This is a genomic window from candidate division WOR-3 bacterium (genome assembly GCA_013177935.1).
GTDB lineage: Bacteria > Hydrothermota > Tepidihabitantia > Tepidihabitantales > Tepidihabitantaceae > Tepidihabitans.
Window position 1 is genome coordinate 517,698 of record JABLXZ010000001.1, and the last position, 13,374, is coordinate 531,071.

Consider the following 13,374-nt stretch of genomic DNA (forward strand, 5'->3'; position numbering starts at 1 on the left):
TGCCCATCTGTCCTACGCATAAAGGTAATGACACCAAATGCAGTTCCGTTAATTAAGGACAAAATGAAAGCAATAATAATTAGCACCACCCACTTGGGGCGGGGGATTCCCCGTCCCAATTTCACTCCCACAAGGCTACCTCGCGATGAGTAATTTACCATCGGCTACCTCCGTTCCGGTTGATACCTGATAAAAATACAAACCGGTTCGCACCTGAGGATGGTGCCATACAAGTTCAGTTTCGCCGTTCTCGCCCATACCGGAAATTAAGGCTTGCCTTCTGCCGGTCACATCAATAACTGAAAGTGTTACCATTTTAGACGGTGATTTTACAAAAAACCGGTGGTAGTTTCTACCCGGCTGGACTGTGACTGACAGGGATGAACTCAGGGGTGCTTTAACCCCTTGCCCGCCTTCTGAATAAGGTGGTGGCAGCCATCGGTAAAAGGCGCCGAATGCTTGTGCGGGGAAAAGGGCATAAGCAACCCCATCGCTATTGGGGATAAATGCTGATATACCACTCCCCTTGGTTATTTCATAAGGAGTTGATGTTAGTCTTCTTATGGAGGAGGGATTAAGGACTTCGTAGAAGCCATAACCGTAGTCGGTTGCCCGGCTTTTTTCAAGGAACATTACCGAGTCTTTATAATGTGAAGTTACCCTGGTGCCACATTTTAATTTAGGAAGTTCGGGGCTTCCTACATACAGCCATCTATCTGTTGCAGGGTCATAATGCCAGAAATAACCCACTGCACCTGAACCCATGGTGTTCTTCAGGACAACAACCAAACCCATTGGATAGGGAGAAGTGGGCGCACTCATCGGCACCCAGGTAATGGACGCCTCATCCCCTACCGTACCTGGAACGTTACTAAGAGGCTCCCAGTGACCTCCTAACGAAGCATCGTCACTACCATTACCTTTATAGGGCACGACATCGAAAATGTATCTGTAGAAATGCCCCTCCGACCCGGTCTCCTGACCGGTGAGCGCATACAGTATAGCTTTTTTTAGCCCGCCTATAGTATGTATACCACCATAACACAACGCGCCGCCATCAACTACCGCTTCGGGCACATCAGGGCCTCTTAACCAGGTACCTTTTGACGGTAAAAAAACCCAGAACTCGTTTGTCTCATCGCCATGTAAAGCAAACACCCATCCATTTGGTGGACAGGCAAATGGGTCCGGTACATAAGCGAGTGCGCCGCCTCCTTTATCAGGGTCGTCTTTAAGGTAAAATGGCAAAGTTCCAATGCGACGCCAGGTGTTCTCTTCAACATCGTATCTCCAAAGATTGTCATTTAGGTAATTTCCGTCTATCATCACCCAGACCGATTGCCGTGTTATTCCATCCTCTTCAGTTCCGACACCAGCACAAAGCGACGTACCATAATAAAAATTGTACTGATTGCGTAGCGAGTCACGTTCCTGCCATACTGCTTCAACATTTGTTACAATGATGCAGAGTGTAACTACTGCTAATGCGGCTTTAAAGTTTCTCATCTTCAACCTCCTTTCTTTTTATTGTTCCCGAATTGCCGCATTTTTTAGTTACAGGACTCCAGCCCGTTTCTGGACTGGAGTCGCACCCTGCCACCAATCACCTCACCGGATTTGTTGTAAAACTGGAAATCACAAGATGGGACGAGTAGAGTAGAGTAGAGTAGAGTAGGTCGGTCATCATAATTCTACGCCGGAATATTATACAACAAAAACCTGTCCTGTCAAGGTGCAGGAATTTGCTGGTGCAAGCAAAGTAGAACAATCGGACTTGACTCGCAAACAACAATTACTATCATTTTGCAAATGAAAGAACAGATTTCCCTCCCGGTTTATTTTCCCCGTACCGGTAGCAAAAACACCACTCAAACTATCGCGCTTGCCTTAATCCGCGCCCGGGAACTCGATATCAAACACATTGTTGTCGCCTCCACCACCGGCAAGACAGCGCTTGCGCTTCTCTGCCAGACAAAAAATCGGTTCAATGTCGTCTGCGTGACCCATCATTGCGGTTTTGCCGAACCCGGCAAGTCAGAACTTTCTTCAGCAACCGAAGCCCGCCTGAAAGCATCCGGGGTATCGGTTTTACGCACCACTCATCTCTTTGCCGGAATTGACCGTGCCCTGCGCCTCAAATTCGGCGGCGCATACCCGGCAGAAATCGTCGCCAGCACATACCGCACATTGGGCGAAGGTGTTAAAGTGGCGGTGGAAATTGCGGTTATGGCGCTTGATGCTGGTCTTGTTCCCTATGGAAAAGACCTCATCAGTATTGCCGGCACCGGTTCTGGGGCTGACACCGCCATTGTTATCCAGCCGGCTCATTCCAACCGATTCTTTGAGACCAGGGTAAAAGAAATTATCTGTAAACCAAGAAATTTTTAATAGGAGTTCATTATGAGTGAATGCCCTTTTTGCGCGATTGTTGCCGGTAAGGCACCCTGTCGTAAAGTTTACGAGGACGAGCACACCTTGGGGTTTCTTGACCTCTATCCAATTTCCCGGGGTCACTGTCTTGTTATCACCAAAAAGCATATCCGCTGGTTTACCGACATCGAACCCCAGGACAATATCGCCGGGCCCTTTCTCCGTGCCTGCTACATTGTTGCTCGAAAGGTTAAAAACGCCTTTGATTGCGAATACATCACAATGCTCATTCGGGGTACGAGGGTACCTCATCTCCATATGTTAATTGTCCCAACTATCAAAAATGAAGAGAACATCCTTGACAAAACGCTCAACCTTCATCACTTCTGTCAGTCGCGCCTGAAACCACAGTTTTCTGAAGCCGAACTGGATGCCATCGCCGAAAAAATAAGGGTTTCCCCGATATAAACCTATTTAGAAAATGCGGGGCGGCAATCCGCCCCGCATCTTTGTTAGCATCAACCGCTTTCTCTTTTATTCCACAACCAGTTTCCGGGTCACGCTGTATTTCCCAGCAAGTTTCACAAGATAGACACCACTGGGTAACATCCCCAAATTCACCGTCGCCTGTTCGTTCCCCAGCGGCTGACAGAAGACCATCCTGCCCGTAGCATCAAAAATCTGCAGCTGCATCCCTGCCGCCGCACCGGAAATGAACAGCACACCTTTACCGCGTACCGGATTGGGCGCAATGGTAAGCGAACCCACCGCTTCCTGCATCTTGCCCATTACTCCTTCCCTTTCCGGGGTATCGGCAAAGAGCGTATCCGCAGAAACATAGCACCACAACTCCGGGGTCTTATTGCCTTTCAGGGCAAAGAAAATCCCATCCTCATAAAGAACAATGTCGCCGCCGCCTTTCACCCGCTTTTTCCGTCCGGTCGAGCCAACTGAAGGCATTGTATCCAGTTCCACCCAGGAGTCGCCCAGCGCATCATAACGCCAGAATTCGCAGGTGTTGCCGCCTTTGAGCGCATAGATTGCATCGTTGTACCAAGCACCAGAACTGCCATCCTTACACTTCTTGGTCTTCCCTAACCTTCCGACGAAAGGCATCCCGGATAAGGGTTGGCTGAACCAGGTATCAGCAAGGACATCGTACTTCCACAACTCATGCACCTTGGATTTGTGGGCATAGATGTAAAACTGATTTTGCCCGGGTTGTGCCTGATAAACAATCCAGGATCCCCGGTCCCATCTTCTGCCGGTTGCGGTTAAAGGTGCGGGTGCGCGTGTCTCCCATACACCGGAAACGGTGTTAAATCGGTAAAACTCATCGGTATAACCTTTCAGGAGATAAACATAACCGGTATCGGTATGAGGCCTTTTGATATAAACCATATCGGCGCCCGCCTTTACCCGTTTACCACTGGAACCGGCAGGCACATTCTCCAGCTGTAGCCAGGTGTCAAGTTCTACATTGTAAGCCCAGAACCCTAAAGTGTTGTTACCCTTGGTGGCATAAATATAGTCACCACCCGCCACCCCTACTGAAGCCCGGCGTGGTGGTCTGCCTTCAGCACCCAAAGGCATTGACTGTAACTGATGCCAGGTGTCGGCTAACGGGTCATAGAGATAAAAGTCACCCACCTTATTCCCTTTCAGGACAAACAGACAGCGCGTTCCACTCACCCGCTTTTGCGTCAGCCAACCGCCATCGCTGACCCCTTTATTGGAAGGCGCGAGCGGCACCGGTCTCACCTCGTGCCAGCCATAAGGCCAATGGGGAATCAGCCGAACCACAAAACTGGCACTGCGCACATCGTTATCCGGAAATGTGTCGTTGCTGCAGAATGTTGAACAACGGATCGTCCAGGTTCCAGGTGCGCCACTCACAAGATACGCCGGAAAATAAACAATCGTGTCCCGTTGATTGGCAAGACTGGCTATTGTTAGTGACTCATTATAAACGAGCGTGCCCGCGGCATCAAACATCTTGAAATAGGCGACAAAATTCGCTGGATAGTCTCCCCGATTCCACCAGCGTGCCCTTGGGTTAACAACCGCACCGCTATCAATTGTACCACTGGGCGCCTGAATCTGAAACATCTCGATATCCGTGGTGTAAAGTGTAAAAGTTCCTTCCAGCACATTGTTTGTTGAGTTTTTATCCAGGATTGCGGTAGTTGAACAACGCACCGTCCATTGACCAGTACCATTCACCACAAAACCGGGAAAAATTAGCGTACTATCCGCACCCGGGGCTAAATTGGCAACATCAAGCGACTCCGAATAAACCCGATTGCCTGAGGGATTGATAAGGAAACAGAACAACCGAAAGTCCACATTATTGTTAGCCCCGAAATTGCGAGCGACCACCCGGGGCGTCACGGTAGTTCCCGGCATAATCAATCCTGATGGTGATAAAATCGAAGACACCCCGGCATCAACCATTTCCCCCCGGATGTAATACACATCGTTCTCGCCATCGTAATTGTCATACCAGACAATGTGCAGATCATCAAACTCGCCCGCTGTCAAAGACGGATAGTAAAGGCCGGTCTGAGCCCGATTGGTCAACTGCATCACTTCGCTCCAGCTGCCCGCCTGTTTCTGCCGGCAGAGGATTTCGAAACGGGTTGGCGAGCTTTCGGTATAGCCGCGCCAGACTACACTCACTATCCCATCAGCCTCACAAACAACCGGGTCGTACTGATTACCGTTGGTATAGGTGCTGACAATCTCGGTTGTCCCCCAGCCCGAACCGGTTTTTGCCCGATAAAACACCCGGTCGTAAGTAGAACCCGGAACATCGCCGTTCCAGACAACATAAACCGTTGACCCTTCGCTGTTCACCGCAACCGTCGGGGCAAACATATTGGCATTGGCGTTAACATCCGACACCTGTTCAATATCCCGCCAGGTTCCAGTACCGCTGCGCCAGCGGTAAAAAACCTGCCAGTAACCAGCCACTTTTTTCCGCCAGACAACATAGACACTATCTGCCCGGTCAACCGCAACCGAAGCCTCTATACTTGAATCGCTCGGGAAGTTATCAACGATAGTAACAGCACTCCACCCGGTACCAGGGGTATACTCAATATGTTTAATTCGGAAATAGGTCGGGTTCGAAGCGTCTCTGCCATACCAGACGATATGGACATTATTACCTCCGGGCCGACAGGCAATTGATGGGTAGTAGTTAAGATAATTACCACCGGGGTTGTGAAGATAAACCGAATCTCCCCAGGTGCCGGTCGCGACATTCCATCTTTTATACCATATCCCGTAGTTAGGTGATGTCGAATGATACCAGGTAATATGGACATTGCCCGAATCGTCACAGGCAACTGCCGGCCGATAAACCGCAACCGATTGATTGGTCACCTGGGCAATTGGACCCCAAGTGCCGTTTGCTTTTGTCCATTTTCGATAAAAAACCTGATTGGTTCCGGTTCGGTTGTCATACCACACCACATGAACATTACCGAAGGTATCGGTTGCCACGGTATGTTGGTAACCATAACCCATATACTGAGTTGTGGCATCGTCCGAAAGATTAACTGGCCCAGCCCAGCCATCGATTCCCGCGGCTGGAATTCCGTTGCTGCTGGCACTCATTACCATTAACCCCAGCAGCGTGATGACTATACCACTCATTTTAACCTCCTTACTTTATGACCTATCAACACTCTCAGTTACCGGCAAGCCGAATTTTCCTGGGATAGACAGGATGTAACCCTACATCTAAACTTTACCTGTTTCCTACCTCTTGTCAATTAAATTTTTTATAAAGACTTGTTAAAAAAATCCCGCACTCCCTGCAGAATTTACCCGCAAACCATAACAACTTTAATTTCCCTTACCATCCCCGATACTACCCCGGGGTTAGTTATGGAAAATCACGCCTCGTGTGTTTAACCCATTAAAATACATAGTATTATGTGAAAAGTCTGGTTTCTGGTAAGTATACTTATAAGTATACACGCCCTGAACATTCCCGGGAACAATTATCTATGCCTTATTAACCTTCTAACATCCGGGTTTTGCTCTCAGATTAATAAAGACCTCTCTGCATCCAATGCGATACCCACCATCTCTATCCTGCAACACCCTGTTACCTCAGAACATCTTTTCCTTGACAATCCGTCCTATCTAATAGAATATTTATAGGTGTCCAAATTTTATTTGCAGGTTTACGGCTGCCAGATGAATCAGTACGAAGCCGAACTCGTACGCAACATCCTAAAACAGGCGGGATTTACCGAAACCGAGAAAGAAGAGGAAGCCGATGTCCTCTTAATGGTTACCTGTTCAGTCCGCGAGCACGCTGAACAACGCGCCCTGGGAAGACTGGCAGCATTTCAATCGTACAAAAACAGAGCGCCCGAAAAGATTGTGGGCGTTCTGGGCTGTGTTGCTCAGAATCTCAAACAAAGGTTAATCACCGAATATGGTGCGGATATTGTTGTTGGACCTGATGGGTACCGCCATCTCCCGGAAATGATAAACCGCCGGCAGAGCGGTAATCCACCTCAACTCTGGGTCCAGTTTAGCGAAGAGTGCTATTCCGACATTCACCCCCTAATCCGAAACGGGGTAACGGCAAATGTCACAATAATGCGCGGCTGCAACAACTTCTGCTCTTACTGTATTGTCCCTTATGTAAAAGGACCAGAGCGCTCCCGGCCCTTAGAAAGCATTTTAACCGAAATAAGACAGCTGGCGCGTCGCGGTGTCAAGGAGGTAACGCTTCTGGGACAGAATGTACTTGCCTATCAGGACCGGGAAATTAATTTTTCTGAACTATTAACCTATGTGTGTGCGGTTGAGGGTATCGAACGGGTCCGCTTTCTAACCTCGCATCCCCGCGACCTGTCAGAAAAAATCGTCGAGCAGATAGCCCATTTGCCCCGAGTCTGCCCGCAGTTTCACCTCCCGTTACAGTCGGGCTCAAACCGCATCCTGGAACTGATGAACCGTGGCTATACCCGCGCAGAGTACTTAGAGAAAGTGCAAATGATAAGAGAAAAACTGCCCGGGGTATCGCTTACCACCGACATCATCGTTGGATTCCCGACTGAGGACGAAAGTGATTTTGCCGCAACAATGGAAATCGTCCGAACCGTTAGATTTGACTTTGCCTATATGTTCAAATTTTCGCCCCGGCCTGAAACGCGCGCCGCCGAAATCAAACCTTTAGTGCCCGAAGCCATTGCCCGGCGCCGCCTTACCGAACTGATTAAGTTGCAAAACCAGATTACCCTCGATTCCAATCGGGCAATGCTCGGCAGAACTTACGAATTGCTGATTGAAGGACTGAGCCCGCGCGGTCAGGGAAGTCTGGGCAGAACCCCTCAGGGCAAAGTTGTCATCCTTGACGAAGAAATTCCACCGGGTACTCTGGTCTCAACCGTGGTCAAAGAAATTCGCGGCTGGACACCAGTTGGACAGGTACTCGATGGGAAAAAAGTCCCGGTTACAGGAGGTTGTTAAATGGTTACTTTTAGAATCATTCTTATCCTGCTTGCCTTTGTAATCCTTTTTATCCTGGGCTGGCAAAATCAAACCACCGCGACGGTCCAGGTGTTCTGGCGCACCTTTTACAATGTTCCCCTTGCCTTTGTCATGCTTTACTCTTTTGCCTTTGGTGCCCTCTGTGTTGGCATCTTTACAATTATCTCGGAAATCAGGTTACGCACCAAACTGCACCAGCAACGCAAAGAGATTGAAGCCTTAACCGAAGAACTTCGCAACCTGCGCAATGCGCCCCTGGACATAATTTCTTCTCCCAAAGAAACCACCCGGACCGAAATCCCCATCTCTGATTCAACCCAAAAAGGAGCATAGATATATGTACCCCCTTTTAATTGTTATTCTTGCCCTTTTAGTTGTCGCTCTTTACCCGGTCATTCGCGACTTCTTCCGCCAGCGCCGCACCACCGTGCCCGCCTATGTTGAAGGTCTTAAACTGCTACTCGATGGCAAGGTCGAAGAGGCGGCACAAAAGTTAAAACAGGCGGTGGAAGAAGATACGGGTAATGTCGATGCCTATATCCGACTCGGTACCATTTTCCTCGAAAAGGGCGACATTGAAAGGGCGCTGCGCATCCACGAAAGCCTTGCCCTGCGCCGCAATTTAAAACCGGAAGAAGAAAGAGCGGTTTTTCGGGCGCTGGTTAAAGACTACATAAAGATTGGCCGAAAGGTAAAGGCGATACCGTTACTTGAAGAGTTAATTCGCGCCGACCGTAATGATATCACAAGCCGCGCGACGCTTCTGGAACTGTACATCGAAAACAACTCCTGGGATAAGTGCGAAGAGATTCTCAAAGATTTGCAAAAAGGCGACCCCAGCCGGGCGAGCCGACTCTACGCCCTTTATGGCTACTCCTATGGCAGGGTTAATCCAAAAGCGGGCATAAAATGGCTCAACGACGCCCTGAAACTCAATCAAAAGTCCATTATTGCCCGAATTCTACTCGGTGACCTGTTATTAAGCCAGGGCGAAGTTGACGAGGCGATTCGGGTGTGGAAAGAGGTCGTGGAAGTAGCGCCCGAAAAAAATTACCTGGTCCGGGAACGGTTAGAACGGGCGTACTTTGAAATTGGCCATTATGAAGAAATCACCAACCTCTACCGCCGCTTGCTCGTACGGGTCCCGCAGGATACCGGACTGGTTCTGGCGTTAGCCGAAATCTACGCTAAAATGGAAAAGTTAAAAGAAGCCCGCACCATCCTCGAAAAGGCAACGAAAAATGGCGATGCGGCGACCCGCATTTTCCTCGCACAGATTCTGCTGCGTGAGGGCGAAACTTCCCGGGCGTTATCCGCGCTCAATGAGGCAATTCAAAAGTTAACCGTTAACAACCGGCACTGTGACAATTGTCGTGCTCCAATCAGTCAAACTGAGATTCGCTGCCCAAATTGTGGCACCTGGCAGAATAATGTAACATAAATCACCTGAAACGGTAACACGCTCCTCAATGGCAGAAAAACTAACCCCGCTATTGACCCAATACCACCGAATTAAAGAACGCTACCCGGAAACCCTGCTGCTCTTTCGGGTCGGTGATTTTTATGAAATGTTTTATCAGGATGCGGAAACTGGTGCCCGGGCACTAAATCTTACCCTTACTTCCCGGTCGCACGGTCCCAACCATCGTGTTCCCCTTGCCGGCATCCCGGCAAAATCGCTCGACACCTATGTTGCCCGTCTTGTTGAACAGGGGTTCAAGGTTGCGGTGTGTGAGCAACTTGAACCACCGAACCGGGGCAAACCGGTTGTTGCCCGTGATGTTGTCGAGGTCATCACCCCTGGTACGCTGGTGCGTGACACCCTGCTCAATGAAAGTCGCAACAACTATCTGATGGCACTTTCCCCGGGTTCAATCTGGGGAGTCGCTTTTGCCGACCTGTCAACCGGTGAATTTTATGTTGCCGAAATTCCCCCATCGTCTCTGGGTGAAGAAATCACCCGCATTTCCCCTTCCGAAGTTCTCCTTCCCCAGAACTGGACCGGCGAACTACCTGCTTACCTTCCGGCACGAATAACCAGAATGGACGATTACTTTTTTACACCCGAGTTTGCCTTTGAAAAACTCACCTCCCATTTTGGCGTTGCCAACCTTGCCGGTTTTGGTGTTGACCACCTTACCGAAGCAATTTGTGCCGCCGGTGCCATTCTTGAGTACTTAGAGCAAACCCAGTGCACGACATTACCGCACCTCCATCGTATCACCCCCTATCACAACACCGATTTTTTGCTCATCGACCGCATCTCGCGACGCAACCTTGAACTACTGGAAAAACTCCATCCCCAAAACAAAGGCGACCGCGAAACCGGAACGCTCTTCTGGCTTCTTAACCGAACTTGCACCCCAGCGGGCACCAGACTGCTGCGGCGCTGGCTTCTCAGCCCCTTACTCTCGGTTGAAAGAATCAATGAGCGTCTTGACGCTGTTGCCGAATTACAGGCACCTGCTTCGCCGCTCGAACAACTTCAACAACTCCTCAACAAAATCGGCGACCTCGAACGGGTCGCTTCCCGTATCGCCTTAGACCGCGCCACCCCGCGTGATTTAGCTGCACTCCGTTCCTGGTTAATCGTTATTCCAGAAATAAAACAACTACTAAATGATTGCTCCACCCCGCTTCTGAAACAGTCCCGCGATGCCATCCCGGACTTTACCCCTCTGGTAAACGAACTCGAGCGCGCCTTATCCGATTCACCCCCAACCACCATCACCGAAGGCGGTATCTTCCGCTCCGGCTATAACCAGGAACTGGACAACCTTCGGGAACTCACCCAGCATGGCAAAGAGTTCCTTGCCCGGTTGCAGGAATCCGAACGGACCCGCACCGGTATTCCTAACCTCCGCATCGGCTACAACTCTGTTTTTGGCTACTACATAGAAGTCACCAAATCCTACCTGCGTCTTGTACCAAGTGACTACATCCGGAAACAAACCGTTACCGGCGGTGAGCGTTTTATCACCCCCCAGTTAAAAGAGTACGAAACCAGAATCACCAACGCCGAAGAGCGCATCAAAACCCTTGAGTACGAACTTTTTATCGACCTGCGCGATCGCATCAAACCGCACTGTAACAAAATCATCGAATTAGCAACCGCCCTTGCTACAATGGATGTCCTTGCCGCTTTTGCCCGACTTGCCCGCGAGAAAAACTACTGCCGCCCGGTTATTGACAGCTCAACCACCATCGAAATCAAAGCAGGCCGCCATCCGGTAGTGGAAACAATTTCCAGCGAACCCTTCATCCCCAACGACACTTACCTTGACACAACCAGCAATCAAATCTTAATCATCACCGGTCCCAATATGGCGGGGAAATCCACTTACTTACGCCAGACCGCACTGATTGTTATTATGGCACAAATCGGCTCCTTTGTTCCTGCCCGCTCCGCCCGAATTGGCGTTGTCGATAAGATATTTACCCGTATTGGCGCGTCCGACGACCTGGCGCGCGGCGTTTCCACCTTCCTTGCCGAAATGAATGAAACCGCCAACATTTTGAATAATGCCACCTCCCGCAGTTTAGTAATCTTAGATGAAGTGGGCAGAGGAACCGCCACTGAAGACGGTGTTGCCATCGCCTGGGCAACGGTTGAGTACCTCCACGGTGATGAAAAGTTCTGTCCCCGAACCCTCTTTGCCACCCATTACCATGAACTCACCCGGATTCCTGACCATCTCCCCCGGACAAAAAATTTCAGTTTTCTGGTTCGGGAAAAAGGTGATGAAGTCATCTTCTTAAGGAAAATTCACCCGGGTCCGGCTGATAAGAGTTACGGCATAGCGGTTGCTAAACTCGCCGGTTTACCCGAACGCGTCATCCGTCGAGCACGAGAACTTTTGACCTTCTTCACCAGAAATGAGCAGATAAATTTTGAGCAGTTAACAACCTCCCTTGAAAAACCTATCGTGGCTGATGCTTCCTTTTCTCATCCGGTGCTCGAACGGTTGCGCGAATTGAACATCAACGAAATTTCGCCCCTTGAAGCGCTCAACCTGCTCGCCGAACTCATCCATCTCGCAAAAAATAATTAAATCACTCAATTAAACTAACCGTAATAACCATCACAACAGAAGACCCGGCAAGGATTGTCGCACTCGTATAACTCACATAATTTCAACGCAATAATCAATAAACATCGCGAGAAATAAAACTTTTATAAAATCTTAGTTTTCGCTTATCCGATTGTTCAACTATCAGTTTTATAAAAACTTATGAAATTACGCTGTGTTTTTATTTATGGAACACATATTGCTTATCTAAAATTAGGAAAGGGTAACGGGATGGCCCAGGTTAAGGGGTTACATCCGAAGGAGCGATAAGTTTATGGGCCATTCCGTTGCCTGCGGGATAGTTGTAAACAAACAAACGAGGGGGTGAAAAATGTTTGCAGAACTACTTACCGTCGAACGCAATGACCTTATGCGTGACCTATTGGCAACTTACCCATATAAGCCTTATCTCTGGGCACTGGGTAAAGAAAGAGAAGGCGCCGTCGACAACTATATCTTATCCCAGATAAATGAAGCGGTAAAAGCCGGCGGTATCGCCCGCACCTATTATCTCGATGGCAAGGTACAAGGGCTGTGCGTAATTAAACCCGACCATCTTGCTACCCGAGAACTCAACATTCGGTCCTATCGAATAACCCATCTCCTCGCGATGGGAAAGCCAGATGTTCAGATGCTGATCAAAAATCTCCTCATCCGGGAAACACTGAGAACATTGCCGAAAAACAGTTGTGTTGTTGCCCGTTGTCCGTATTCAGACCTGACCTCAATCAATGCCCTGGAAAGTTGCGGCTTCTTCACAACTCACACCGCCTTAGTGCTCGCAAAAGATTTGACAAACAACGACTGGCTAACCACACCAGCCGAAGATTACGAGGTTACTCCTTTAGACCCAAACTACATCGACAATTTTGACGAGTCGGTTCTTGACATTCCCGAAGGGGTTCTGGGCTGGGATGTCAACCTGCCCCGGCGTGTTTTAAGTAAAGTCCATCGTGATTGGTTGCGCACCTATGCCGCACCGACTCCTGTAACTGCGGTGCAATCAAAGGCAACTGCTTCTGCCACTAAATCGAACGGTGTAAACCAAGCGGTATTTGCTGCTGTTGACCACGGTCGCATCGTCGGTATCGTCGCGGAACGGACGAAACCTTATGCCTCTCACGCATTCGGTTTTAATGTTGGTAGTATCGACATCCTAACCACCGCGCCTGAGTACCGGGGCAACGGTGTTGCGACCAAACTGCTCAAGGAGTCGCTGAATCAGTTTGCCCAGAATGGCGTTCGCGTCGCTGAACTGATAGTACATTCTTCTGACGGTGTTCAGTCCCACTCTTATCAGGAAATGGGGTTCTTCACCGTTGGAACAACCCTGACGCTTGCTTATTGTGGAGGTAAACAACCGGACCGGGCAAAATTGGCACGAATCAGGGGGTAATATTGTAGGAAATTTAAAAAG

The 13,374-nt window shown here is 49.4% G+C and carries 9 protein-coding genes; 7 read left to right on the forward strand and 2 right to left on the reverse strand.

What is annotated here, in order from left to right; all coding sequences use genetic code 11:
• Nucleotides 1-135: 135 nt before the first annotated feature.
• Nucleotides 136-1,506 carry a hypothetical protein gene (locus HPY86_02460; GenBank protein ID NPV13777.1) on the reverse strand — a complete coding sequence of 457 codons (1,371 nt, stop codon included), beginning with the start codon at nucleotides 1,504-1,506 and terminating at the stop codon, nucleotides 136-138.
• Between the two features lie 303 nt (nucleotides 1,507-1,809).
• Here HPY86_02460 and HPY86_02465 point away from each other — a divergent pair, with 303 nt between their 5' ends.
• Nucleotides 1,810-2,388 (forward strand): hypothetical protein, encoded by a 579-nt coding sequence (locus HPY86_02465; GenBank protein ID NPV13778.1) that lies wholly within the window; start codon nucleotides 1,810-1,812, stop codon nucleotides 2,386-2,388.
• 12 nt (nucleotides 2,389-2,400) lie between these two features.
• Complete coding sequence (locus tag HPY86_02470; GenBank protein ID NPV13779.1) at nucleotides 2,401-2,838, forward strand: HIT family protein; 438 nt, start codon at nucleotides 2,401-2,403, stop codon at nucleotides 2,836-2,838.
• A 66-nt stretch (nucleotides 2,839-2,904) separates the two neighbouring features.
• Here the strand turns inward: HPY86_02470 and HPY86_02475 are convergent, their stop codons facing one another.
• The gene (locus tag HPY86_02475) at nucleotides 2,905-6,030 is read right to left on the reverse strand and encodes a T9SS type A sorting domain-containing protein (protein ID NPV13780.1); all 3,126 of its coding nucleotides are present in this window, start codon (nucleotides 6,028-6,030) and stop codon (nucleotides 2,905-2,907) included.
• 513 nt (nucleotides 6,031-6,543) lie between these two features.
• On the opposite strand from HPY86_02475, the gene miaB reads away from it, so the two are divergent.
• The 5 genes from miaB (at nucleotide 6,544) to HPY86_02500 (ending at nucleotide 13,353) form a co-directional block, all read left to right on the forward strand.
• Nucleotides 6,544-7,866, forward strand: a complete 1,323-nt coding sequence (miaB, locus tag HPY86_02480) for a tRNA (N6-isopentenyl adenosine(37)-C2)-methylthiotransferase MiaB (protein ID NPV13781.1) — start codon at nucleotides 6,544-6,546, stop codon at nucleotides 7,864-7,866.
• Entirely contained in the window at nucleotides 7,867-8,220 is a 354-nt protein-coding gene (locus tag HPY86_02485) for a LapA family protein (protein NPV13782.1), read from the forward strand. It abuts the gene before it with no gap.
• Nucleotides 8,221-8,224: 4 nt separating this feature from the next.
• A complete protein-coding gene (locus HPY86_02490) occupies nucleotides 8,225-9,328 on the forward strand; it encodes a tetratricopeptide repeat protein (GenBank protein NPV13783.1) in 1,104 nt (367 codons plus the stop codon).
• A 28-nt stretch (nucleotides 9,329-9,356) separates the two neighbouring features.
• Nucleotides 9,357-11,939, forward strand: a complete 2,583-nt coding sequence (gene mutS / locus HPY86_02495) for a DNA mismatch repair protein MutS (GenBank protein ID NPV13784.1) — start codon at nucleotides 9,357-9,359, stop codon at nucleotides 11,937-11,939.
• 349 nt (nucleotides 11,940-12,288) lie between these two features.
• The gene (locus HPY86_02500; protein NPV13785.1) at nucleotides 12,289-13,353 is read left to right on the forward strand and encodes a GNAT family N-acetyltransferase; all 1,065 of its coding nucleotides are present in this window, start codon (nucleotides 12,289-12,291) and stop codon (nucleotides 13,351-13,353) included.
• Nucleotides 13,354-13,374: the final 21 nt, after the last annotated feature.

Coding starts and splice junctions, on each gene's coding strand:
- HPY86_02490 (NPV13783.1), top strand. CDS start 8,225: ATGTACCCCCTTTTAATTGTTATTCTTGCCCTTTTAGTTGTCGCTCTT.
- HPY86_02485 (NPV13782.1), top strand. CDS start 7,867: ATGGTTACTTTTAGAATCATTCTTATCCTGCTTGCCTTTGTAATCCTT.
- HPY86_02460 (NPV13777.1), bottom strand. CDS start 1,506: ATGAGAAACTTTAAAGCCGCATTAGCAGTAGTTACACTCTGCATCATT.
- HPY86_02470 (NPV13779.1), top strand. CDS start 2,401: ATGAGTGAATGCCCTTTTTGCGCGATTGTTGCCGGTAAGGCACCCTGT.
- HPY86_02475 (NPV13780.1), bottom strand. CDS start 6,030: ATGAGTGGTATAGTCATCACGCTGCTGGGGTTAATGGTAATGAGTGCC.
- HPY86_02465 (NPV13778.1), top strand. CDS start 1,810: ATGAAAGAACAGATTTCCCTCCCGGTTTATTTTCCCCGTACCGGTAGC.
- HPY86_02500 (NPV13785.1), top strand. CDS start 12,289: ATGTTTGCAGAACTACTTACCGTCGAACGCAATGACCTTATGCGTGAC.
- mutS (NPV13784.1), top strand. CDS start 9,357: ATGGCAGAAAAACTAACCCCGCTATTGACCCAATACCACCGAATTAAA.